The organism is Rahnella sp. PAMC25559, assembly GCF_050632365.1.
Classification (GTDB): domain Bacteria; phylum Pseudomonadota; class Gammaproteobacteria; order Enterobacterales; family Enterobacteriaceae; genus Rahnella; species Rahnella rivi.
The window spans coordinates 1,532,904-1,558,720 of sequence record NZ_CP192543.1 but is presented as its reverse complement, the minus strand read 5'-3'; the positions used below and the strand labels follow the sequence as shown (position 1 = coordinate 1,558,720).

17 protein-coding genes are annotated in these 25,817 nt (G+C 49.2%); 6 read left to right on the top strand and 11 right to left on the bottom strand.

Going from position 1 to position 25,817, the window contains the following annotated elements; genetic code table 11:
* Positions 1–200 precede the first annotated feature (200 nt).
* Positions 201–1,634, bottom strand: a complete 1,434-nt coding sequence (locus ACQZQY_RS08495) for an HlyD family type I secretion periplasmic adaptor subunit (protein ID WP_431296935.1) — start codon at positions 1,632–1,634, stop codon at positions 201–203.
* Positions 1,631–3,775 carry a type I secretion system permease/ATPase gene (locus ACQZQY_RS08490; protein ID WP_431296934.1) on the bottom strand — a complete coding sequence of 715 codons (2,145 nt, stop codon included), beginning with the start codon at positions 3,773–3,775 and terminating at the stop codon, positions 1,631–1,633. The genes ACQZQY_RS08495 and ACQZQY_RS08490 overlap by 4 nt, the downstream gene beginning before the upstream one ends.
* An 866-nt stretch (positions 3,776–4,641) precedes the next feature.
* Between ACQZQY_RS08490 and ACQZQY_RS08485 the strand changes: the two genes are divergently transcribed.
* From ACQZQY_RS08485 to ACQZQY_RS08470, 4 genes are all read left to right on the top strand, one after another.
* Positions 4,642–5,157, top strand: coding sequence for a hypothetical protein (locus ACQZQY_RS08485; RefSeq protein ID WP_431296933.1), 516 nt, complete (start codon positions 4,642–4,644; stop codon positions 5,155–5,157).
* Positions 5,158–5,254: 97 nt separating this feature from the next.
* Positions 5,255–10,255, top strand: a complete 5,001-nt coding sequence (locus tag ACQZQY_RS08480; protein ID WP_431296932.1) for a hypothetical protein — start codon at positions 5,255–5,257, stop codon at positions 10,253–10,255.
* Between the two features lie 352 nt (positions 10,256–10,607).
* Positions 10,608–11,753 (top strand): porin, encoded by a 1,146-nt coding sequence (locus tag ACQZQY_RS08475; RefSeq protein ID WP_431296931.1) that lies wholly within the window; start codon positions 10,608–10,610, stop codon positions 11,751–11,753.
* A 144-nt stretch (positions 11,754–11,897) separates the two neighbouring features.
* Positions 11,898–12,773: an SMP-30/gluconolactonase/LRE family protein gene (locus ACQZQY_RS08470; protein ID WP_421670567.1), complete on the top strand. Its 876-nt coding sequence runs from the start codon at positions 11,898–11,900 to the stop codon at positions 12,771–12,773.
* A gap of 82 nt (positions 12,774–12,855) precedes the next feature.
* Here ACQZQY_RS08470 and ispH read toward each other — a convergent pair whose 3' ends face one another.
* The 5 genes from ispH to ribF form a co-directional block, all read right to left on the bottom strand.
* Complete coding sequence (gene ispH, locus ACQZQY_RS08465; protein ID WP_056776801.1) at positions 12,856–13,809, bottom strand: 4-hydroxy-3-methylbut-2-enyl diphosphate reductase; 954 nt, start codon at positions 13,807–13,809, stop codon at positions 12,856–12,858.
* A complete protein-coding gene (fkpB, locus tag ACQZQY_RS08460) occupies positions 13,790–14,260 on the bottom strand; it encodes an FKBP-type peptidyl-prolyl cis-trans isomerase (RefSeq protein WP_056776797.1) in 471 nt (156 codons plus the stop codon). Before fkpB ends, ispH begins: the two co-directional genes overlap by 20 nt.
* Positions 14,261–14,265: 5 nt before the next feature.
* Positions 14,266–14,772, bottom strand: coding sequence for a signal peptidase II (gene lspA, locus ACQZQY_RS08455; RefSeq protein WP_056776793.1), 507 nt, complete (start codon positions 14,770–14,772; stop codon positions 14,266–14,268).
* Positions 14,772–17,588 (bottom strand): isoleucine--tRNA ligase, encoded by a 2,817-nt coding sequence (gene ileS, locus ACQZQY_RS08450; protein WP_122094220.1) that lies wholly within the window; start codon positions 17,586–17,588, stop codon positions 14,772–14,774. Before ileS ends, lspA begins: the two co-directional genes overlap by 1 nt.
* A 61-nt stretch (positions 17,589–17,649) precedes the next feature.
* On the bottom strand, positions 17,650–18,588 hold the full coding sequence (ribF, locus tag ACQZQY_RS08445) for a bifunctional riboflavin kinase/FAD synthetase (protein WP_431296930.1): 939 nt from the start codon (positions 18,586–18,588) through the stop codon (positions 17,650–17,652).
* Positions 18,589–19,027: 439 nt separating this feature from the next.
* Between ribF and rpsT the strand changes: the two genes are divergently transcribed.
* Positions 19,028–19,291, top strand: coding sequence for a 30S ribosomal protein S20 (gene rpsT, locus ACQZQY_RS08440; protein ID WP_056776784.1), 264 nt, complete (start codon positions 19,028–19,030; stop codon positions 19,289–19,291).
* Between the two features lie 79 nt (positions 19,292–19,370).
* Here rpsT and nhaR read toward each other — a convergent pair whose 3' ends face one another.
* From nhaR to dnaK, 4 genes are all read right to left on the bottom strand, one after another.
* Entirely contained in the window at positions 19,371–20,261 is an 891-nt protein-coding gene (gene nhaR / locus ACQZQY_RS08435; RefSeq protein WP_431296929.1) for a transcriptional activator NhaR, read from the bottom strand.
* Positions 20,262–20,323: 62 nt separating this feature from the next.
* Positions 20,324–21,499: a Na+/H+ antiporter NhaA gene (gene nhaA / locus ACQZQY_RS08430; protein ID WP_122094222.1), complete on the bottom strand. Its 1,176-nt coding sequence runs from the start codon at positions 21,497–21,499 to the stop codon at positions 20,324–20,326.
* Positions 21,500–21,731: 232 nt separating this feature from the next.
* A complete protein-coding gene (dnaJ, locus tag ACQZQY_RS08425) occupies positions 21,732–22,868 on the bottom strand; it encodes a molecular chaperone DnaJ (protein WP_056776775.1) in 1,137 nt (378 codons plus the stop codon).
* A gap of 100 nt (positions 22,869–22,968) precedes the next feature.
* Positions 22,969–24,870 carry a molecular chaperone DnaK gene (gene dnaK / locus ACQZQY_RS08420; protein WP_056776772.1) on the bottom strand — a complete coding sequence of 634 codons (1,902 nt, stop codon included), beginning with the start codon at positions 24,868–24,870 and terminating at the stop codon, positions 22,969–22,971.
* A 332-nt stretch (positions 24,871–25,202) separates the two neighbouring features.
* On the opposite strand from dnaK, the gene satP reads away from it, so the two are divergent.
* Entirely contained in the window at positions 25,203–25,802 is a 600-nt protein-coding gene (gene satP, locus ACQZQY_RS08415; RefSeq protein WP_056776769.1) for an acetate uptake transporter, read from the top strand.
* Positions 25,803–25,817: the final 15 nt, after the last annotated feature.

Here is a 25,817-nt window from a genome sequence, read left to right as displayed (position 1 = left end):
GCAAAATTGCCACATAATTAGAAAATTATGATACAGGCTGGTTAATATCAGTAAAAACCATTTGATTTCAGGTTACTTAAAGTGAGGTTTTGTGTTAACAACCCGACCAAACTGGAACTGTTTCAGAAAACCAACCTTAATTCCCCTGTGTACGACTCCCCGCATAACCATTCATTTTTGTGCATAATGGTCAGGGGATCTCAACGCTCTTTGAAACTTTCATCAACTTTAGTTTGTAGCGGACTCAGCAGATAATCAATCACCTGACGCTTGCCGGTTTTAATCTCCGCACTGACATTCATCCCCGCCACCAGGTTGATACGCTTGCCTTCGACCATCAGATAGTTTTGGTCAAGCGCGACATTCGCATTGAATACCAGCCCTAATTTCTCATGCTCAATCGCATCGAAACTGACGCTGGTGACTTTTCCGGTGATATATCCGTAGCGAGTATAAGGGAATGATTCGATTTTTATGATGACATCCTGCCCAACATTCACAAACCCAATGTCTTTGTTTGCCACCATCGCTTCGACCTCGATTTTGTCATCAAGTGGCACAATCGTCATGATCGCCTCTGCTTCTAAGGCCACCCCACCCACCGTATGAAATGCCAACTGCTGAACGGTACCGTCGACGGGAGCCTTTAATGTCATCAAAGACTGGCGCTGCCGGGTTTTTTCCATCTGGCCCTTAAGCTGAGGTATTTGCTCATTTGCCTGGCGCAGTGCGTCCAGCGTGTCTCGCTGAAACGTCTGGGTGTTTAATAGCTTTTCCTGTTCAGCCTGATGAATGCTTTCTTTTATTTGCTGCGTCTGATTTCTCAGGCTGCGGAGATCCTGCTCATTCTGGATTGTTTTGCTGTCCTGTTCATAATACTCATGCTGTGAAAGGTATTTTTTCTCCAGAAGAGCCTGATAATCTTTTGATCGCTGCAATTCAATTTTTCGGATCTGCTCCAGCTTGTGGACCTGATCTTCATTCGACCGTAACTCAGATTTGTGCTGGCTTAAAATCGCCTGCAACCTTTCATTATCAGCAGACCACGACTGAAATTGATTTTTCGCCAGTAACTGTGTGGCTAAGATTTCGGTTTCTTTCAGACCGAGTTGTTTCGCCTCTTCGCGGTTAATCTCTATGTCGCCCTCATGTTGAAGCGCTTTGATTAACGCATCACAGCGCAATTTCGTTAACTGCACCGCTTCCAAAGCATGTCGGGATTGTTCGTAATCGCTGTCAGAACCGATGCCATTCAACTCAATCAGCGTCTGACCCGCGTGGACATAATCGCCGTCATTAACATAAATATTTTTAATGACGGACGTTTCCAATGGCTGAATTTTTTTGCTGCGCCCGCTGACGATGGTTTTCCCCTGCGTCACCGCAACAATATCGATATGCCCTAATATGGCCCATATCAATGCAATGGCAGTAAACAACATAATCAGTCTGGCGATATATTTCGGCGCAACTGAAACAGGTGTCTCCGTAATTTCCAGCGTGGCGGGAAGAAAAACTCGCTCATCGCCTTCCCGTTTAGGCGGGTCCAATTTTTCACGAACCTTCCAGACTTCTTTCCAGACATGACAATATTTGCGGATAAGTTCTTTCGAGGCCTGCAACCAGATATTCATAATGACTGAAGCTCATGTAAGTAACGATAGTAACCATTTTCTATTTTCAACAGTTCTTCATGACTGCCCTGTTCGACGATCTCACCTTTGTCCATTGCAATGATTCTTTGCGCAAAACGAACAGTAGAAAGACGATGAGCAATAATAAGTACGGTGCGTTCACGGCAAATTAATTGCATATTCTGCATAATTGCCCTTTCAGATTCATAATCCAGAGCACTGGTGGCTTCATCCAATATTAAAATCCGTGGGTTTCCGACCAATGCCCGCGCAATGGCAACCCGTTGCCGCTGGCCGCCGGATAGCCCCGCGCCCTGTTCGCCGACAACCGTGTCATAGCCCTCAGCCAACGCCATAATAAATTCATGCGCACCGGCGAGTTTGGCCGCGTGGATGATTCTTTCCAAAGACATACCGGGTTCCGCTAAACCGATATTTTCACGAACGGAGCGGTTGAGCAGTACGTTGTCTTGCAATACCACACCTATCTGACGCCGTAACCAGGCCGGGTCAGCCAGCGCTAAATCATTACCATCGACCAGCACCCTGCCGCGCCCCGGTGTATATAAGCGCTGAACCAGTTTGGTGAGTGTACTTTTACCTGATCCGGAACGGCCTACGATCCCCACCACTTCACTGGCCTGAATACTCAAAGTGAGATCGCGCAATACCTCATAACCATCTGGACGGTAGCGGAAATTCACCTGTTCGAAATCTATTTTTCCTTTAATTTCAGGCAGCGCTAAACGGCTACCGGAACGTTCCGTCGGCGTATTTAAAATATCTCCCAGACGCGCCACGGAGATCCCTACCTGCTGAAAATCCTGCCATAACTGCGCCAGACGAATCACCGGCGCCGCAACCTGGCCTGCCAGCATATTAAAAGCAATTAACTGACCGACCGTTAAATCTCCTCCAATAACCAGCTGAGCTCCCAGCCACAGCGTACTCACCATCACTAATTTTTGGATCAACTGAACGCCTTGCTGGCCGATGGTCGCCAGACGGGTAACCCGTAATCCGGAATGCACGTACGCCGCCAGCAACTGATCCCAGTTACGGGTCATCTGAGGCTCAACGGCCATCGATTTAATCGTCCCGACCGAGGTGACGGACTCTACCAAAAATGACTGGCTGTCGGCATTACGGGCAAACTTGTCGTTGAGACGTGCCCTCAAAACAGGGCTGATGGTGGCAGACCAAAAGGCATAACAGGGTAATGAAACCATCACCACAAGGGTTAGCCAGCCACTGTAAAACCACATCACAATAAGGAAGATGAATGAAAAACTGAGATCCATCACCGAGGTCAACGCCTGTCCTGTGAGGAAAGTGCGGATTTGTTCCAGCTCTCTGACGCGCGCGATGGTGTCACCCACGCGTCTCTTTTCAAACCAGGCCAGCGGTAACGCAAACAGATGGCGAAACAAACGCGCCCCTAATTCAACGTCGATGCGGCTTGTGGTATGCGCGAAAATATAGGTTCGTAAACCGCTCAAAATAACGTCGAATAACACCACAATAAGTAATGCCACAGCCACGACATCGAGTGTGCTAAAACTCCTGTGCACCAGCACCTTATCCATCACAACCTGAAAAAACAGAGGGGTAATTAAGGCAAAAAACTGAATGACTGCCGATGCTGCAAGCACTTCCAGCAGAATTTTTCGGTACTTAATAACGGCTGGAATAAACCAGGTGAAATCAAATTTGGCCAGGCTGCCAAGCACAGAAGCTCGGGACGTCACCAGAATAAGCCTGCCGCTGTAACGCGCCTCAAAATCACCTTTATCCAATACAACCGGCCTGCCGAGTTCAAGATCCTGAATCAGATATTTATTGTTATCAATTTTCGCCAAAATAAAATGCTCACCATCTTCTCTCCATACCACGGCCGGTAAGCTGATTAAGTGAAGCCGTTCAATTTTTTTATTGATTAACTTCGCTTTCAGACCTATTGATTTTGCTGCTAATAACCACTGAGTAGAAGACAGAGAACCTGTTTCATCGCTGAACTGGTGCTTAATATCCTCCATATTGGCAGCTATACCGTGATACTGAGCAAGAATAACCAATGCAGATAAAGAAAAATCAGGCTGAATTTTCGGCGCTGTGCTGAGTTCATTATCATATGAAAACATATTATTTTTTCATTCCCTATAAAATGGTCTGTAGTATCCCTTAAGCACTTTGTAAGCCATGGTATTTAAAACTAAACCCCCCTTCAAATTCAACATTTAACTCACTAACTCCCTGTCTATTTTGAAATCCATAGCGATTTAAATATGTACATTAATAAATCATACGAAATATTAATAATCATGATGACTAATTGAGAGATAAAGATCACAGAATCAAGAACAATTCGCTCTGGTATTAGTAATTTGATACATTTATTTTTTAGATATACGTAATATATCCAAAAGACGCTATGGGACTTGCTATTAACAATCAAATCAAATTTACAAGGAACTTCATCATGATGAACGCCAGAACAAAATCACTCTGTGCAAGTTTACTGCTATTAGTTTCTTCAACTCAAGGATTCGCTGCAAAAATATCAATAACGCTACATTTGTTGAAATAACAAATTCGGTAGTCAAAATGGAATCAAGAAGTCAATAATATAACCTATCCTTCACAGCGGCTAAAATTAGCCAATATTTCATTTGATGTTGAGAAGACAGGTGAATATCTTTCAATTTTTTACTTTGACTATGACCACTAAAAAATCAATGGTTAATCCCACGAGCCATTTAGAGATATGTTTATATGTAAATAAGATAAAAATAAATTATTCAAAAATTTGATTGGCAAGAGCCTAATGGTTTTCAAATTGACATTCCCAACCTATTAAAAATGAGGCAAATTGATTCGAAACCAGAGTGAAATCTAATGAAAAAGGAAGGTATATTCTAGTCCCTGAAATGTATACAAAAGAAAATAGTTTACAGAAAATACAATTTCAATATGCCGCATCAAATTTATAAAATAAGGAATAGTGGAGATGATAAAAATAGAGAATGAAAATTATTGCCCTATAAAAAATAAAGTCGCTAAAAAAAACCTCGTTGGAATATTACTTCCATTACTTGTAATTTTTAGCTTGCCTGCTGAAAGCATACAAAACATCACTACAAATGAAATAACCAATACAACCTCAAAAAATCAATCATTAGATATTGACAAACACCCGAAAATCTCTAGGGGGAATGATGCAGATAATAAAAAACCGACAGAAGAAACTACAAACCTTATGCTCAATGAAATTATTATTGATATAGATAACCCAGGAGATTACGTTTTCGGAATTTATCCACACGATAATAAAAACAAAGTATCCAGGGAAGGTGGGGATGTTTTACGTCCTTTAGGGGTTATAAAAATTTATGACATGGAAAGTGGAGATTTGATTTCTAATATTGACATTTCATCAAATCAAAAAAAAATATACGGGGATAGAACTAATGATATGGACGGAATTATGTTTCGAGTAAAATTCAAAAAAAATCAGAGTATTTAATTACGCCAGAAATATATGTAAAAACAAAAAAAAACATCGACACCAACTATAGTTTATCTATTACTCGCATTGGATTTGTCAAGTAAAAGGAATAATTATGAGCAAATACATTACAATAATGAATGATTCTTCATTGTCTGACGGCATAGGATTCATACACACTTGGATAAAGATGGATGACGCCAATGAAGAACCAACATTTTTTAGTTTTTCAAACAGTACTATTACAAGTTTAGGAGGACATGATTCAACAGGAAGTATAACAAATAAGGCCATGATAGACCGACCACCAACAACTCAAATTAGATTAGAAATTACTGAAGAACAGTATAACTCCTTAAAAAATAATATTGCCTCATTCGAAAAAAACTTACCAAATTATGATATATTCCCAGACAAGGAAGGTGATTTTAACTGTACCACAGCAGTAAGCTATGTACTTGCCCAGTCCGATATACATTATCTGGATGGTCTGCAAAACTCTTTCGCAGTCAGTAATCGAATAGCTGCCACCGAAACATTACCGAATACTAATATTATGGATCCCACAAAAACGCCATCAAGTGATCCTATCATAAGCTTAGAAACAGCATTAGACTTTAAAGATAAATATGATGAGGCACGAAACTCACAAGATAAATATATAAACGATGCGATTGATTATGTGACTGATAACATCCCTATATTGAAACCCGTAATTGACAAAATAAATAAGAATCAAGATAGTTTAGACGATTATATTGATTACTTATTTGATTTTGCCGACGAGAGCCAAAAAAAAGGAATTGTTGATGGTGGTATTTATAAGTTAGAGGGCGATGTCCTCAACTATTATAAGCGCATGAAAAAAAACTACGACCAAACAATTAAAGATACGGTTGATTTTATTGAACAAAATAAAAAATTAGGTGCTGAAATATTGCCTTTCGCTGCTCTAGGATTCTTTATCGGCCGTTTTTTCAACCCAAGCCTCTCAAAAGCCGAGCACACCTCTTGCCCCATTATCTTGGATCTCGATAGCGACGGCGTTGAAACCCTAAGCCTGAGCAACGGCGTCTATTTTGATCACGATGCGAACTCCTTTGCAGAGAAATCCGGCTGGGTTAACGCTGATGATGGGTTGCTGGTTCTGGATATTGATAATAATGGTCAGATAGATTCAGGCAGAGAATTATTTGGTAATAATACTTATCTGAGAGATGGAACCCTCGCGAAAAATGGTTATCTGGCATTACAGGAGCTTGACGATAATCATAATGGGGAAATCGACCACTCCGACAGTATCTGGCAACAATTAAAAGTCTGGCAGGATAAAAACAGTAACGGAATTGTTGATAGCGGAGAAATATTCTCACTGGATGACCTGAATATTTCATCCATCTCGACCCGTTATGAGAATTCAGCCGTTATTGATGAAAATGACAACCCCCATCGTCAGGAAAGTACTGTTGAGTTTAATGATGGTACTCGCAGTGATTCTGCTGATGTCTGGTTCGTTATAAACAGAGGAGATACGCTTTATAAAAACACAACACCACTTTCTGATGGAATAGCCGAACTACCCTTTATCAGAGGCTTTGGTAATATGGCAAACTTACACACTGCCATGAATGAGAACAGCGAACTTCGGGTATTAATGGAGCAATACGTCGCCAACCCAATATCTCCTGACATAACCGATATTATAGACCGCATCATCTTCGCATGGGCTGGTGTCAGTGCTGTCCCCGAAAATTCAAGAGGAGTTTACATTGATGCGAGAAAACTCAACGTATTAGAAATTGCGACCGGAGAAAGATATCTTAGTAAAACAAATAATTCTTCAGACCCACATATTAATGCAGCCAGAGTAGTGAATGAAGAATACCAAAAATTCCATAATTATGTTTCATCTATGCTGGTCATTCAAACGGCTTACAGCGATGCGTTTTCTCTTATCACTCCCGATATAAAAGGTGATTTCAGTGGATTCACGTTAAATTTCTCCCATTTTAACGCTTATCTGGAAAGTCTGAAACACGACGACATTTATCGACTTCTTGATATAGTAAAAACTGCGTCTTTCTTACTCATTGGTTCCCCTGACTGCTCTGATGAAATTGCGATTTTAAACCAATTTAGTGAAAACTATATTGTGAGCAGCGCGGAAAATGAAGCACTCATCGGAGATTACTCTAATCCAAATACCTACCTCTTCGACGCCGGGCACGGCCACGATATTGTCACCGATTCCGCCGCTAAAGCGGAACAGGCCGATACCCTGAGATTCACCGGTGCCAGCGCGGAAAATGCCCGCTTCAGTAAACACGGCATTGACCTCATCATTCAGGCATACGGTGCCGGGGATTCAGTTACCCTCACCAACTACTTCAGCAGCGACGGTTTCCGGTACTTCAACTTTGCCTTTGACGATAAAATCCTCACCCTCGCTGATGTTGAGGCCATGAGTATGACCGTCAACGGCACGGCCGCCAGCGACAGTCTTTACGGCTGGTACGCCGCTGACACCCTCACCGGCGGCGCGGGCGACGACATACTCGGCGGAAACGGAGGCCACGATATTCTCGACGGCGGGACGGGAAATGACAGACTTCAGGGTGGCTATTACGAATCTGACACCTACCTCTTCGACGCCGGGCACGGCCACGATACTGTCATCGAGTCCGCCGATAAAGCGGAACAGGCCGATACCCTGAGATTCACCGGTGCCAGCGCGGAAAATGCCCGCTTCAGTAAACACGGCATTGACCTCATCATTCAGGCATACGGTGCCGGGGATTCAGTTACCCTCACCAACTACTTCAGCAGCGACGGTTTCCGGTACTTCAACTTTGCCTTTGACGATAAAATCCTCACCCTCGCTGATGTTGAGGCCATGAGTATGACCGTCAACGGCACGGCCGCCAGCGACAGTCTTTACGGCTGGTACGCCGCTGACACCCTCACCGGCGGCGCGGGCGACGACATACTCGGCGGAAACGGAGGCCACGATATTCTCGACGGCGGGACGGGAAATGACAGACTTCAGGGTGGCTATTACGAATCTGACACCTACCTCTTCGACGCCGGGCACGGCCACGATACTGTCATCGAGTCCGCCGATAAAGCGGAACAGGCCGATACTCTGAGATTCTCCGGTGCCAGCGCGGAAAATGCCCGCTTCAGTAAACACGGCAGTGACCTCATCATTCAGGCATACGGCGCCGGGGATTCAGTTACCCTCACCAACTACTTCAGCAGCAACGGTGACCGGTACTTCAACTTTGCCTTTGACGATAAAATCCTCACCCTCGCTGATATTGAGGCCATGAGTATGACCGTCAACGGCACGGCCGCCAGCGACAGTCTTTACGGCTGGTACGCTGCTGACACCCTCACCGGCGGCGCGGGCGACGACATACTCGGCGGAAACGGAGGCCACGATATTCTCGACGGCGGGACGGGAAATGACAGACTTCAGGGTGGCTATTACGAATCTGACACCTACCTCTTCGACGCCGGGCACGGCCACGATACTGTCATCGAGTCCGCCGATAAAGCGGAACAGGCCGATACCCTGAGATTCTCCGGTGCCAGCGCGGAAAATGCCCGCTTCAGTAAACACGGCATTGACCTCATCATTCAGGCATACGGTGCCGGGGATTCAGTTACCCTCACCAACTACTTCAGCAGCGACGGTTTCCGGTACTTCAACTTTGCCTTTGACGATAAAATCCTCACCCTCGCTGATATTGAGGCCATGAATATGACCGTCAACGGCACGGCCGCCAGCGACAGTCTTTACGGCTGGTACGCTGCTGACACCCTCACCGGCGGCGCGGGCGACGACACACTCGGCGGAAACGGAGGCCACGATATTCTCGACGGCGGGACGGGAAATGACAGACTTCAGGGTGGCTATTACGAATCTGACACCTACCTCTTCGACGCCGGGCACGGCCACGATACTGTCATCGAGTCCGCCGATAAAGCGGAACAGGCCGATACCCTGAGATTCTCCGGTGCCAGCGCGGAAAATGCCCGCTTCAGTAAACACGGCATTGACCTCATCATTCAGGCATACGGTGCCGGGGATTCAGTTACCCTCACCAACTACTTCAGCAGCGACGGTTTCCGGTACTTCAACTTTGCCTTTGACGATAAAATCCTCACCCTCGCTGATATTGAGGCCATGAATATGACCGTCAACGGCACGGCCGCCAGCGACAGTCTTTACGGCTGGTACGCCGCTGACACCCTCACCGGCGGCGCGGGCGACGACACACTCGGCGGAAACGGAGGCCACGATATTCTCGACGGCGGGACGGGAAATGACAGACTTCAGGGTGGCTATTACGAATCTGACACCTACCTCTTCGACGCCGGGCACGGCCACGATACTGTCATCGAGTCCGCCGATAAAGCGGAACAGGCCGATACTCTGAGATTCTCCGGTGCCAGCGCGGAAAATGCCCGCTTCAGTAAACACGGCAGTGACCTCATCATTCAGGCATACGGCGCCGGGGATTCAGTTACCCTCACCAACTACTTCAGCAGCAACGGTGACCGGTACTTCAACTTTGCCTTTGACGATAAAATCCTCACCCTCGCTGATATTGAGGCCATGAATATGACCGTCAACGGCACGGCCGCCAGCGACAGTCTTTACGGCTGCTACGCCGCTGACACCCTCACCGGCGGCGCGGGAAATGACAAAATTTATGTCGATGCGGGCTCTGACACATACCTCCTTGCCAAAAGTCATAATAAGGATGTTGTCACTGACAGCAAGCAAGATTCAGGAGATGTTGATTCGGTCCAATTCACCGATGCCGGCGTTCAGGATCTTTGGTTTTCACGCAGCAATAGCCATTTATTGATCAGCAAAATAGGATCAAATTATTCTGTGACGCTTAACAACTGGTTCTCTGGCTCTGCCTGGCAAAATAAAGTCATCAGCGTCGCTGACGGGCAATCCGAGGAAACTACTCAGCTACAGCAACTGGTTGATACGATGGCGGTATTTGCAGCCGGCCAAAGCATCACGGCAATGCAACCCGACCAGATGAGGGCAAGTATGCAAATGGTAAACAGTTCAGATTACTGGTCACATTCTTAACTTAATAAGTTCCCCTGAGAGCATTGCTCAGGGGAACACTTCTTACTCCCTCGCACCGCATCCATCGCAGAGAAATCCAGCAATTGCGCAGATTTTCGGATCTGAATCATTAATTATTTATTATATGGCACGAAATAATATTGATAAAACCAATGAATATGATAATAAATAGCCAGCTAATTTTAACCACCGAAAGTTGATTTTTGAGCGGTTAAAATGAAAGCAGCCTGAAAGTATGAGGCGCGTCTTCACCCTTACCAGCCTGTCATAAGTAAGGGGAAAAACTATAAAACACACAAGGCCGGTTTCTCTGTTGGTTTTTTCAAAACAGAGTACTGGCTCAGGGACTTACATGAACTTCAAACTAAACAAAGTCACGCAAGTGGCGACCGCAGGCCTATTATTCGGCTTAGCCTCTTTTGCTTCACACGCAGAAATCACACTGATCAAACAAGATCCCCAGCCTAACGATCCGCTCAGCCGCCTGAATTTCCAGGTTGGCGGCAGTATTCGTCCACAATTCCAGTTCCAGAACGGCGTGAAAAACTACAAAACCAACGGTTTTGATGGCGGCACACGTTTCCGTTTTTCTGCTGATTATTATCTGTTTGATGACATCAGCTGGATTAACTACTACGAGCTGGGCGTGAACATTCCTGCCCTGACCGGCTGGGATAATCACCATGCTGATGGCGCGCATAACACCAGCCGTCGTATGCTTTACACCGGTCTGAAAAGCAAAACCTACGGTCAGTTGACCTTTGGTCAGCAAAACAGCGTTTACTATGATGTGGTCGGTGCGAAAACCGATATCTGGGATTACGATATGCTCGCCCAGGCACCGGGTAATGGTGTTAACGGCGATTACGATGGTTCATACCGTTCACGTAAAATGCTGAAATATAAAAATTCATTCGGCGATGCAGATGTTTACGCTTCTTACCTGTTTGAAGACAGCGAACTGCTTACCGGCAAAAATGGCCTGCGTTACAAACGTAACGGCGGCGGTTCTGTCGGTGTGGATTATCACATCACCAAAGACCTGACCTGGGGTACTGCGTACAACTACACCGACGCAGAAATGAGAAATCCGGGCGATAACACGTCTAAAGACTATAACCAGAGTATTGTTGGTACAGCGCTGAGCTGGAAACCCGGTAACTGGACGGCATCCTTCGGCGGCGGTTATTACCACGACTTCCTGACCACTGGCGTGAAAACTGAAGATAGCTTCTTTGCAGGCGACGCTTACGGTCTGGAATACTTCCTGGGTTATGCCTTCCCGATCAATCAGATGGCCGTCAAAACCATTCAGCCTTACTTCATGGGTGACCGTCTGACCTATGTCACAGGCCGTAATTATCAGCGTATTGATAACGGTCTGGGTGTTTCCTTCCAGCTCGATTACGGCTTCCGTGTTGATTACGAACACGTGTTCACGTCCTCTACCGATAATCTCGGTGATATGAACCTGATCCGTCTGAGATACGATTTCTAAGCATTTAAGCACTTATTTTCGGGCCGGTTTTACGTCTTAATGACGTGCCGGCCCTTTATTTTTACACCTTTTCCACTATCCACTACACGCAAAGCAGGACTAGACTGAATGCTGCCACAGCCTATCCCTCAGGAGAGCTTTACGATGTCAGCATTATTCCGGTCCGACGTGACCGCCGTTGGCGATTATCGAGCCGAATTGGGTGAAACCCCCGTCTGGTGCCAGCGCACTCAATCGTTGTTATGGGTCGATATTCTTGCTCAACGTGTGTTGCGCTACTGGCCTGAAACCAAAAAAACTGAAATCCACGATCTGCCGAGCATCACCAGTGCCGTCCTGCTGACGGAGAAACGTAATCTGTTTTTACTGGTTTCGATCGACGGCATCCATCTCTACGATTACGATCTGAAAAGCCGTCAGACAATCTGCGGTTATTTCGGTGCAGAAGGTACTCGCCCGAATGAAGCAGCAATCGCGCCGGATGGTTCTCTGTGGTTTGGCACGCTGGACCTCAAAGAAGAAAAGAATAACGGGGCCTGGTATCGCTATGAAGCAGGAGCCGATGCGCCAGAAATGATGCTCGATAACGTCGGGATAACTAATACGCTGGTCTGGTATGAAGGCAAGGTCTGGTTCGCTGATACCCGAAAAAACCGCTTCTATTCTGCTAATGCACGCCGTATCAATCCGCAAAAAATCTCCTGCTTCTCTTCCGGCGATAAATCTCCCGACGGTTCCGCACTGGCTCAAAATGGCTGGCTGATCACCGCCTGCTGGGGGTCACATTGCTTGTTACGCCAGCAAATCAATCAGGGTGAATTACTGACTCTGGACACCGCCCCTGTCCCGGTGACACAACCGAGTTGCTGTACGTTTGGCGGGCCGGACATGACTGAGCTTTACATCACTTCTGCGCGCAAAACCCTTGAAGCACCCCATGCGCTGGAAGGGGCGTTATTGCACGTTCAAACCTCAACCGTTGGCGCACCGCAGAATCTGTTCAAACTGCAAAAGCCTTAAGCAGCGATGATGCAGACGCAGAAAATAAAAAACCGGCCACGATTGAGCCGGTTTTTTTTATTATTGCAGGGACCTGTGAAAATCAGTCGATCTGTTTCACATCCACGCGCAGTTCTTTTGGCACTTCGAAAACAATATTTTCTTCGCGCCCTTCGATGTTAATCACATCCAGACCACCAAACGTTTTTAGTTTGTTGATCACATCCTGCACCAGGATATCCGGTGCTGATGCGCCTGCTGTCACACCAATGCTTTTCGCGTCCTTCAGCCAGCTTTCCTGAATATCTGCCGCAGAATCGATCAGATAGGACGGCACGCCAACGCGCTGCGCCAGTTCAGCCAGACGGTTGGAGTTGGATGAGTTTTTCGACCCCACCACCAGCACCACATCTGCGCCATCGGCAAGCGTTCGCACGGCTTCCTGACGGTTAGTCGTTGCGTAGCAAATATCGTCTTTACGCGGCCCGATGATTTTCGGGAAGCGATCGCGCAGGGCATCGATGATCGCCGAAGTGTCATCCACAGAAAGCGTAGTTTGCGTCATAAAGCACAGGTTGGTTTCGTCCTTGACCTGCAATTTGTACACATCTTCCGGCGCTTCAACCAGGTACATGCCCCCTTTCGGATTGCTGTACTGGCCCATGGTGCCTTCCACTTCAGGATGACCGGCGTGACCAATCAGTATCGCTTCTGTCCCTTTACGGCTGGCGCGTGCCACTTCCATATGCACTTTGGTCACCAGCGGACAGGTCGCGTCAAACAGCATGGTCAGGTCACGGGCTTTTGCTTGCGCACGCACCGCCTGCGAAACACCGTGGGCGGAGAAAATCAGGATCGAACCGTCGGGCACTTCACTGATTTGCTCGATAAAAATCGCGCCGCGCTGACGCAGGCTGTCGACCACGTAGCGGTTGTGCACCACTTCATGACGGACATAAATCGGTGCGCCATATAATTCCAGCGCACGTTCCACAATGCTGATGGCACGATCAACGCCCGCACAAAATCCGCGCGGGTTAGCCAGCAATATCTGCATGTTTCTCCTCCAGTTGCGGGTCGATTTCCAGCACTTCGATATCGAAATCAATGTACTGTCCCGCCAGCGGATGGTTGAAATCAACAGTGATTGAATCTTCTGTCACTTCGCGCACCACACCCGGCATTTCGTTACCGTCACGACCACTGAACAGCATGATGGTGCCGACATCCGGCACCCCTGTTTCCTGGAAGTCACGGCGCGAGAAGAACTGAACCAAATCCGGGCTTTTCGTGCCGAATGCAGATTCCGGTGACAGGGTAAACGCATGTTTATCCCCGACACTCAGCCCTGAAAGCTGATTCTCCAGCGCGTCAGACAAACTGCCATCGCCGAGGCGAAACAGCGCAGGTTTCCCGTTGGCGCGGGTAGATTCTGCCGTCGAGCCGTCTTCCAGCTTTAACGTAAAATGCACCAGTACGGCGCTGTCGTGTTTCACCTGTTGAGACATGCTTCTTATCCTTTGCTCTTCGTCGCTTCGTTCGGTTTCGCGAGGAAACCTTCCAGCACGACCAGCACCGCACCGACGCAGATAAAGCTGTCGGCCAGGTTGAAGATCGGGTAATGCCAGTCATTCACGTAGAAATCAATAAAGTCGATCACGAAACCGTGCACCATGCGGTCGAACATGTTGCCCAGCGCGCCACCAATAATCATCGCAAAAGCAATGTTATTCATGCGCTGTTTCGCGCTGCTGCGATACATCAGTACCAGCAGAACGACCACAATCACCAACGCGATGGCAGTAAAGAACCAGCGCTGCCAGCCGCCTTTATCCGCGAGGAAACTGAACGCTGCGCCCGGGTTATGGGCGTAGGTCAGGTTAAAGAACGGGATCAGCGGCAGAGATTCACCGAGCTGAAAATGCCCCATGACCATAAACTTACTGCCGAGATCGACGATAACGACGAGAACCGCCAGCCACAGCCAGCGGAGTCCGGTAGAACTGAGAGGTTTACTCATTATGCAAACTTACGCTCTTCGCCGTCGCCGGCAATGTTAGTAACACAACGGCCGCAGATGTCGCTGTGTTCCGCGTTCTGCCCAATATCGGTAGTGAAATGCCAGCAGCGCGGGCATTTATCGCCCTCGGCTTTTGCCAGGCCGATCTTCAGGCCTTTAAGCAATTCACTGGCCTGAGCGGAATCGTCGGCTTCTGACAGCGCTGCGACTTTCGCACCGGAGGTCAGCAAGACGAAACGCAGTTCATTGCCCAGTGAACGCAGGTCAGTGGCCAGCGCGTCGTCTGCGTACAAGGTGACAGCAGCTTCCAGAGAACCACCGAGACGTTTATCTGCACGAGCCTGTTCGATCACTTTGTTCACTTCGCCACGAACTTTCAGCAACTCATCCCAGAACGCATCGTTCATGGATTCGTTACCGATCAGGCCAAACAGACCGTCGTACCACTCTTCGGTGAAGACGAACTTCTCACGTTTGCCTGGCAATTCAGCCCAGATCTCGTCTGCAGTGAAGGACATGATCGGTGCCATCCAGCGAACCAGTGCTTCACAGATATGATAAAGCGCGGTCTGGCAGCTGCGGCGGGCAACGCTGTCGCTTTTCGCGGTGTACTGGCGATCTTTAATGATATCGAGGTAGAAGGAACCCATTTCGATCGAGCAGAACTGCATCAGACGTTGTACAACGCCATGGAAATCATAGGCTTCATACGCAGCAATGATCTCTTCCTGAGCGGCTTTCGCGCGGCCAACGGCCCAGCGATCCAGTACGACCATTTCTTCCGGAGCTACGCTGTGCAACGCAGGATCGAAACCGTTAAGGTTCGCCAGCAGGAAGCGCGCGGTGTTACGGATACGGCGGTAAGAATCAGCAGCACGTTTGAGGATTTCATCGGACACGGCGATTTCGCCAGTGTAGTCCGTAGACGCAACCCACAGACGCAGAATGTCGCCACCCAGCTTATTCATCACGTCCTGAGGCGCAATGGTGTTGCCGATGGATTTAGACATTTTACGGCCCTGACCATCGACGGTGAAGCCGTGAGTCAACACTTGCTTGTAAGGCGCTTTGCCTTTCATCGCCGTGGAAATCATCAGTGAAGACATGAACCAGCCGCGATGCTGGTCAGAACCTTCCAGATACAGATCAGGCTCGTGACCGTTGAACTCAGGACGCACATCCACAACGGAAGAGTGTGTGGAACCGGAGTCAAACCAGACGTCCAGCGTATCCGGCACCTTCACGTAATCAGCAGCGTCAGCACCCAGAATGTCTTCCGGGTTCAAATCCCACCACGCCTGAATGCCGTCCACTTCAACACGCTTCGCGACTTCTTCCATCAGCTCAAGGCTGCGCGGATGCAGTTGTTCTGTGTCTTTATGAACGAACAAGGACATCGGGACGCCCCACGTACGCTGACGGGAAATACACCAGTCAGGACGGTTAGCGACCATATTTTCGATGCGTGCCTGGCCCCAGTCAGGGATCCACTGCACGCCTTTGATCTCTTCCAGAGACTGCTGACGCAGGCCTTTCTGATCCATGCTGATGAACCATTGTGGCGTAGCGCGGAAGATGATCGGTGTTTTGTGACGCCAGCAGCACGGATAGCTGTGCGTGATTTTCTCAACGTGCAGCAATGCGCCTTTTTCACGCAGTAGCTCAACAATCAGATCGTTGGCTTTAAAGACGAATTTACCGTCCAGCGTCGGGTATGTGCCAGGCAGGTAGCAACCGTTCGGCCCCACCGGGTTTGCCACTTCCAGACCGTATTTCTGGCCGATAACAAAGTCATCCGGGCCATGGCCAGGTGCAGTGTGCACGGCGCCGGTACCGGCATCGAGGGTCACGTGATCACCGAGGATCGCCGGAACGTCGAAACCAAGGAACGGATGTTTGAAGCGCAGCAATTCGAGATCGGCACCTTTGCACTCGCCCAGTACGGTCCATTGTGCAACGCCTGCGCGTTTCATGACGCTTTCAACCAGATCGGTTGCCAGAATCACGCACTGGCCGTCAATCTGCACCAGCTGATAGGAGAACTCAGCGTTGAGTGAAATCGCACGGTTTGCTGGCATGGTCCACGGCGTGGTGGTCCAGATAACCAGTGAAATCGGGCCGTTAAAGGACGTCGCGCCGAATTTCGCCGCCACCGCAGCCGCATCGGTTGCATTGAACATCACATCAATAGAAGGGGAGCTTTTGTCGTAATACTCCACTTCGGCTTCAGCCAGTGATGAACCACAATCTGTACACCAGTGAACCGGCTTAGCGCCTTTGTGCAGGTGACCGTTACCGATGATTTTGCCCAGCGCACGGATGATGTTGGCTTCAGTGTTGAAGTCCATGGTCAGGTACGGATGATCCCAGTCGCCCAGCACGCCCAGACGGATGAAGTCTTTCTTCTGACCTTCAACCTGTTCTGCAGCATATTTACGGCACGCCTGACGGAATTCCGCGGCGGTCACTTTCTCGCCCGGCTTACCGATCAGTTGTTCGACTTTCAGCTCGATTGGCAGACCATGACAGTCCCAGCCCGGTACATAAGGCGCATCGAAGCCCGCCAGCCCTTTGGACTTAACGATCATGTCTTTAAGAATTTTGTTGACTGAGTGACCAATATGAATGCTGCCGTTCGCATACGGAGGGCCGTCATGCAAAATAAAGGTTTTCTTGCCTTTCTTGGCAGCACGAATAATCCCGTACAGATCCTGGTCATACCAATTTTTCAGCATGTCAGGTTCACGCTTGGCCAGATCGCCACGCATCGGGAACCCTGTTTCCGGCAAATTCAGGGTGTTCTTGTAGTCACTCATAGATTCTCGGTTCCGTTTTCGGCTGGATTCCAGGCTTTGTTACACGCCTGTCAGTACAAGTTTAGCGTGGTGTCTTTAACCCGAAGAATTCCCGGGCCGTCACCTCATCGTTCGCAATTTGTTGCTTTAAAGCATCAAGCGAGGAGAAACGCTGTTCATTGCGCAATTTTGCGCGAAGCACCACGTCAATGTGGCGCCCGTATAAATCTAATGTGGTGTCGAGCAGGTGAACTTCCAACTGCTTGCGCACGCCACCGACCGTCGGACGAATACCAATATTGGCGACGCCCGGCAAAGGTTCCGGGCCCAGGCCAAGAACTTCCACGGCATACACGCCGCGAACCGGTGAAACAACGCGTTTTAACGGCACGTTAGCCGTCGGGAAGCCAATCGTGCGCCCCAGTTTGTCACCGTGGACGACGCGACCTGAAATACTGAACGGATGGCCCAGTAAATTTTCGGCCAGTGCTAAGTCATCGTCACGCAGCGCATCGCGGATTGCCGTGCTGCTGATACGGTTACCGCCTTCGCGGAACGTCTGTGTACTGATCACTTCAAAGCCATACTCTTTTCCGGCTTTCTGCAACAGTTCAAAATCGCCCAAACGACCGGCACCAAAGCGGAAGTCATCCCCAACGGTCAGGAATTTAACGCCCAGCTTTTCGACCAACAGCTGTGAGACAAACGCCTGTGCCATGTGCGCAGCGAACCGCGGCTCAAAGTGCACACATAAAAGATAATCCACGCCGCACTCAGCCAGATATTTGGCTTTGTCACGCAGGCTGGTTAAACGAGCAGGCGCTTTATCCCCTGCAAACAGTTCCAGCGGCTGTGGTTCAAATATCATGACCATCACCGGCAGCCCCAGACGTTGACCTTCCAGCTTTAGCTGTTCAATCAGGGCCTGGTGACCACGGTGTACACCATCAAAATTGCCAATAGTCAGCACACATCCATGATGGCGTGCTCGAATATTGTGTATTCCGCGAATTAGCTCCATAGCTGGCTCAAATCCAATGCTGACTCATAAAGATGGAAATCGGCGGATTATACCTTGTACAGCCCCCAAGGTTAACCAGCGATTAGCAGGATCACACCATTCTCTCTTGCATACCGCAGATATTGCGGTTCAAATGAGTGTGTGGCGACGAAAATCTTTCTTTTCGTGCAGGGAATGCGTGACTTTTCGCATAAACAAAGCGTTAATGGCCGCCGTGGGCAGTTTGTACACTCTCCTGTCGATTTTTCTCGCGAAAGACTGTATTCCGATGCCGGAAGCTGTTAAAATCCTGCGCCATCACAACGTAACAAGCGACGATTGAAGTTCACACTTTAAAACGACGCTTATTTGCACAAATCCGTTGACAACAGAAGACCGAAAAGGCATATTCCTCGGCCTTTGAATTGTTCATCAATAGAAAAATATTTGGGAGTTGGCCTTGGCTAATATCAAATCAGCTAAGAAACGCGCCGTACAGTCAGAAAAACGTCGTAAGCATAACGCGAGCCGCCGTTCAATGATGCGTACCTTTATCAAGAAGGTATACACGGCTATTGCAGCAGGCGACAAAGCTGCTGCACAAAATGCATTTAACGAAATGCAACCAATTGTGGATCGTCAGTCTTGTAAAGGCCTGATCCACAAGAACAAAGCAGCGCGTCATAAGTCAAACCTGACTGCGCAAATCAACGCAATGCAATAATTGCATTACGCTGATATGCTTGATAAAAAAACCGGCTAACGCCGGTTTTTTTATACCTGAATGTTGAGATTTGCCTGAACTATCCCTCAAACAGTGTTGAAAAATCCGTGTGGCAAATCCTTTGCACCGACGGATGCTGGATCATACGTTCGGCAAAAATCACGTAGTACTCTTCCAGAATCCCCTCGACACGTCCCACTTCAACAATGTTCTCGTCCTGAAACTCAGTCGAAGAGTAAATCGCTGGGGCAACAAATATCGCGTCATTGTTCATGCCGAAAGCTTTCATCAGGGCAGCATCGTCAAACTCCCCCAAAATATTCACTTTCAAACCCTGCGTGTTAAACCAGTTGAGCAGCTTGCGCCCCAGCATTGAGCGACGTCCCGGGATCAGCAGAGAACGTTGCTCCAGGCAGGCAGGGAAATCAAAACCCGCAGGGGGTTTGCAGCAAAAGAAACTGATTGGGCTTTCTCCCAGCTTGACTGAAAACAACCCTTCCTGCTGCGTCGAATCCACCGGACAGTCCGACAGGATCATATCCAGCTTATGCAGGCTCAGTTGTTCCAGCAGCATTTCGTGGGTGGATTCAAAGCAGCGCAGATGAATCTGCGCGTTAGCCGGTACGGCGGCTTCCAGCACGCGACTGACCAGCCGTTTCGACAGCGCATCCGCTACCCCAACGTCAAACAGCAAACTCGACTCTTTGCGATAATTCACGATATCCAGCATTTCCTGGCTCAGCGTGAACATTTTATCAGCGTAGCGATAAACCAGTTGTCCCAGCTCAGACGGCACCAGACCGCGCCCCTGACGTTTAAAAAGCTTGCCGCCTAAACGTTCCTCAAGGGATTTTATCTGCCCGGTGATGGTCTGCGGCGTCAGATACAGGGCCTCTGCGGCTCCGACGACAGAACCTGATTTACAGACGTGCCAAAAATAATACAAATGGTTGTAGTTAATATGAGGCATGTTTTATCCGTTCCTGGAAAATAAAAGCGCAGCACGCCGCGGGACGCGCTGCACCTTCATCATTATTTGAGGGCTTTCTTTGGCAAAGAGCGGCTTAACAGTAAGTAACCTAATACCGCCGAAGCCACAGACCCCATCAGGATGCCCATTTTCGCGTAGGTCAGCAGTGCCGGGTCACGTGTAGCGAAGGCCAGTGAGCCGATAAAAATCGACATGGTGAAACCGATACCGCACAACACAGACACAGCAGCAATCTGGCTAAACGTAATTCCCGACGGCAAACGGGTTACGCCCAACTTCAGGGCGACACCGCTGAAAAGGATGATACCCAACGGCTTACCGAGCAGTAATCCGGCAGCGATGCCCAAAGGCAACAGGGAAAAAGCACCGGATACCGATACACCCTGCAATGAGATCCCCGCATTGGCAAAAGCAAAGACAGGCAAAATAAACCAGGCGACATAAGGATGAATGCCATGCTCAAGGCGACGCGCCGGGGATGGTTTATTTTCTTTGGTGTTCAGCGGGATCAGGAACCCGAGGATCACTCCTGCCAGGGTGGCGTGTACGCCAGACTTAAGTACGCATACCCAGAACACGGCGCCCACAACGAGGTAAGGCGTCAGTCTGGTCACTCCCCGCCAGTTCATGAAGGCCAACACCCCGATGCAGACCGCGGACAGCCCCAGCGCCAGCACAGAGACATCATGGCTGTAAAACAGTGCAATGATGACGATCGCACCGAGGTCATCAATGATTGCCAGCGCCAGTAAAAATACTTTCAGCCCTGTCGGTACACGTGAACCCAGCAGCGCCATCACCCCAAGCGCAAAAGCAATATCGGTGGCCGCAGGAATGGCCCATCCCTGACGAGCGATCTCATCACTACCGTTAAACAGTAAGTAGATTAGCGCAGGCACAATCATTCCGCCCAGAGCGGCAATTGCCGGGAATAGCGCCTGTTCACGATTTGCCAGCGCGCCCTCGCACAGCTCGCGCTTCACTTCCAGCCCGATCATCAGGAAAAACACCGCCATCAGGCCGTCATTGATCCAGAGTAAAAGAGGTTTATCGATCAGCAGTTCTGAAAAACGTAGCGTAACGGGAATATCCAGAAATGCCTGATAAGCCCCCTGCCACGGGCTGTTCGCCATGATCAATGCCACGATAGCCGCGACGATCAGCACCACTCCTCCGGCGGCTTCCATCCGTAAAAACTGACGAATAATATTCGACATTCTGACTCTCCTGTAGAAAAACCGTGGCGCAAAAGGGATGCCACAATGGAATGACCGAATTGTACGCAAAGACTCACTTCGTAAAAATTCGATTATTTCTGCAGTATAACTCGGTTTTTACGAATCATTGGATTTCAGGCTTTTGCCTGTTTTGACCCATAAAAAAATCCCCGGAGCGTCAACCGCTGCCGGGGATTTTGTCTGGCTTTCCGTCGCTGTAATCAGCGCGGGATTAGCGGGTCAGATCATCGAAGAACTTTTTCACGCCGTCCAGGAAGCTTTTAGAGCGCGGGCTGTTTTTCTCGCCCGAGACGCCACCAAAACTTTCTTCCAGATCACGCAGCAACTGCTTCTGTTTGTCGCTCAGGCTGACCGGCGTTTCAACAACAACGCGGCACATTAAATCGCCCTGAGCACCGCCACGCACGGATTTCACACCGCGTCCGCGCATACGGAACATCTTGCCTGTTTGCGTTTCAGCAGGAATTTTCAGGCTCACGCGGCCATCGAGCGTTGGAACTTCGATTTCGCCACCCAGTGCAGCCATAGCGAAGTTGATGGGCACTTCGCAGTACAGGTTGTTGCCTTCACGCTCAAAGATTTTGTGCGCTTTAACCTGAACCTGAACGTACAGATCGCCTGACGGTGCACCATGCTCGCCCGCTTCGCCTTCGCCTTCAAGACGGATACGGTCGCCGGTGTCTACACCCGCAGGGATTTTCACGGACAAGGTTTTCGAACGCTCTACGCGGCCATGACCGTGACATTTGCTGCAAGGATCTTTGATGACCTTACCGCGCCCCTGACAGGTCGGACACGCCTGCTGCACGGTGAAGAAGCCCTGACGCATCTGAACCTGACCCGCACCATGGCAGGTTGGACAGGTGGCCGGAGAGCTGCCCGCTTTCGCGCCGCTGCCGTGGCAGACGTCACATTCATCCAGCGTAGGAATGCGGATTTCTTTGGTGACACCACGAACGGCCTCTTCCAGAGTCAGATCCATGTTGTAACGCAGGTCTGATCCCCGGCTTGCACGCTGACGGCGACCGCCGCCAAAGATGTCGCCAAAGACGTCACCAAAGATGTCGCTGAAATCTGCACCGCCGCCACCGCCGTAGCCACCACCGCCGCCCATGCCACCTTGTTCAAAGGCTGCATGACCGTACTGGTCATAGGCCGCACGCTTTTGCGCATCGGTCAGAATTTCATACGCTTCTTTAATTTCTTTAAATTTAGTTTCAGAGGCTTTATCGCCCTGATTGCGGTCAGGGTGATGCTTCATCGCCAGGCGCTTGTAGGCCTTTTTGATTTCACGCTCATCCGCTGTTTTGGATACGCCTAAAATCTCATAAAAATCTTGCTTCGCCATGCTTTAACCTACCCTCAACATGCGTGCACGGGCGCAGAGTTTCCTCGACGCCCGTGCTGGTTTTCAGTAATGAACTCTTACTGTGCCCGCTTAAGGGCGATTATTTCTTGTCTTTGACTTCTTCGAATTCAGCGTCAACAACGTCGTCATCTTTCTGAGCGCTGTTATCGCCGCCTTCAGCCTGACCCTGCTGCTGAGCCATTTCCATCAGCTTACCGGAAACCTGTACCAGCGCCTGGATTTTCGCTTCGATATCAGCCTTGTCTTCACCTTTAGCAGAAACTTCCAGTGCTTGCAGGGCTTCTTCAACGGCGGTTTTGTCTTCCGCTGGCAGTTTGTCGCCGGCTTCTTCCAGTTGCTTACGGGTACCGTGGATCAGGTGATCCGCCTGATTGCGGGTCTGGACCAGTTCTTCGAACTTACGGTCAGACTCAGCATTCGCTTCGGCATCATTGACCATTTTCTGGATTTCTTCTTCCGTCAGACCAGAAGATGCCTTAATGGTGATCTTCTGCTCACGGCCGGTAGTCTTGTCTTTCGCAGACACGTGCAGGATACCGTCGGCGTCAAGGTCGAAGGTCACTTCGATCTGTGCCTGACCGCGCGGCGCTGCCTGAATACCGTCCAGGTTGAATTGACCCAGAGATTTGTTATCGCTTGAACGTTTACGCTCACCCTGCAACACATGGATGGTCACTGCAGACTGGTTGTCTTCCGCAGTAGAGAACACCTGGCTGTGTTTTGTCGGGATGGTGGTGTTTTTGGTGATAAGCGGCGTCATTACGCTGCCCATGGTTTCGATACCCAGTGACAACGGAGTAACGTCCAGCAGCAGAACGTCTTTCACATCACCTGCCAACACACCACCCTGAACCGCTGCACCAATAGCAACAGCTTCGTCCGGGTTCACGTCTTTACGTGGTTCTTTACCAAAGAATTCAGCTACTTTCTTCTGAACCATTGGCATACGCGTCTGACCACCGACCAGGATCACGTCCTGAATGTCAGACACTGACAGACCTGCGTCTTTCAGCGCGACTTTCAGCGGATCGATACAACGGTTAACCAGGTCTTCAACCAAAGATTCCAGTTTTGCACGGGTCACTTTGATGTTCATGTGCTTAGGACCGGTCGCATCTGCTGTGATGTACGGCAGATTCACGTCAGTTTGCTGAGCAGAAGACAATTCAATCTTCGCTTTCTCAGCCGCTTCTTTCAGACGTTGCATCGCCAGCGGATCATTACGCAGATCCATACCTTGTTCTTTCTTGAACTCTTCAACCAGGTAGTTGATCAGACGGCTGTCGAAGTCTTCACCACCGAGGTGAGTGTCACCGTTGGTTGCCAGAACTTCGAAGGTTTTTTCGCCATCTACTTCATCAATTTCGATGATGGAAATATCGAAAGTACCACCACCCAGGTCGTATACCGCGATAGTGCGGTTACCGACTTCGCGATCCAGGCCATAAGCCAGTGCCGCTGCGGTAGGTTCGTTGATAATACGTTTTACTTCCAGACCTGCGATACGGCCAGCATCTTTGGTTGCCTGACGCTGTGCATCGTTGAAGTATGCAGGTACGGTGATAACAGCTTCAGTAACGGGTTCACCCAGATAATCTTCAGCGGTTTTCTTCATTTTCTTCAGCACTTCAGCAGAGATCTGCGGAGGTGCAATTTTCTGGCCTTTGATGTCGATCCAGGCGTCACCGTTGTCGGAGCCTACGATCTGGTAAGGCATGATGCCTTTGTCACGCTGAACTTCTTCATCCTGGAAGCGACGGCCAATCAGGCGCTTAATCGCAAACAGGGTGTTCTGTGGGTTAGTCACAGCCTGACGTTTAGCCGGAGAACCTACCAGAGTCTCGCCATCTGCCGCATAAGCGATGATGGAAGGAGTGGTGCGGTCGCCTTCAGCATTCTCCAGCACACGTGCAGTAGTGCCATCCATAATAGCTACACAAGAGTTGGTAGTACCCAGGTCGATCCCAATAATTTTACCCATTTAAACGTCTCCACTTAAAATTCATATTCGATCATGTTGTTACTGTATATGCGGGCAATATTTTCGATTTCAATAGTTCGATTTCAACTGCCCGATATCGCGGCTTTCCCGACGGTAACAACTGCGGTTGGGAATAAGATGGGGCCATGCAGCGCAGCATCAAGGGGACAAGTGAAAAAAAATCTTCGATTGCTGTTACGCCAGATCAATGTTTGCCCGCCGCCACCTCTTTATGATGCCGCGCGCTTCTGAAGATATGTGGGGTTTTTACCCATTTCGCAAGCGGATATCCCCCAGTTATCTATTCGTAATATTTCTTATTCAGAGGATCTATGCAGAGCAAAACGTTGGCAAATCCAGGCCCGCTCGGGTTAATGGGCTTCGGTATGACCACTATCTTGTTGAATTTACACAATGCAGGCTTCTTCCCGCTGACGGCGGTGATCGTGAGCATGGGTATTTTCTATGGCGGTCTGATTCAGATTCTGGCCGGCATGATGGAATTCAAAAAGGGAAACACCTTTGGCACCACGGCGTTCACCTCTTACGGCGCATTCTGGCTGAGCCTGGTGGGCATTCTGATGCTGCCACGTATGGGCATGGCTGATGCCAGCAGTGAAAGTTTCCTCGGCGCGTATCTTGGCCTGTGGGGCGTTTTCACCTTATTCATGTTTTTCGGCACCCTGAAAGCCAACCGTGGTTTGCAGGTTGTTTTCGCAAGCCTGACGATTTTGTTCGCATTGTTGTGTTTCGGCAACATGACGGGCAACACCGCCGTACTGCACTTTGCCGGTTTCGAAGGCATTTTCTGCGGCGCCAGCGCAATCTATCTGGCCATGGCTGAAGTACTCAACGAACAATACGGTCGTACCATTTTGCCGATTGGCGAACCTCACGGTCACGCACTGAATGCGGTAACCGCCGGGGCATAATTCCCCTCTGCACGA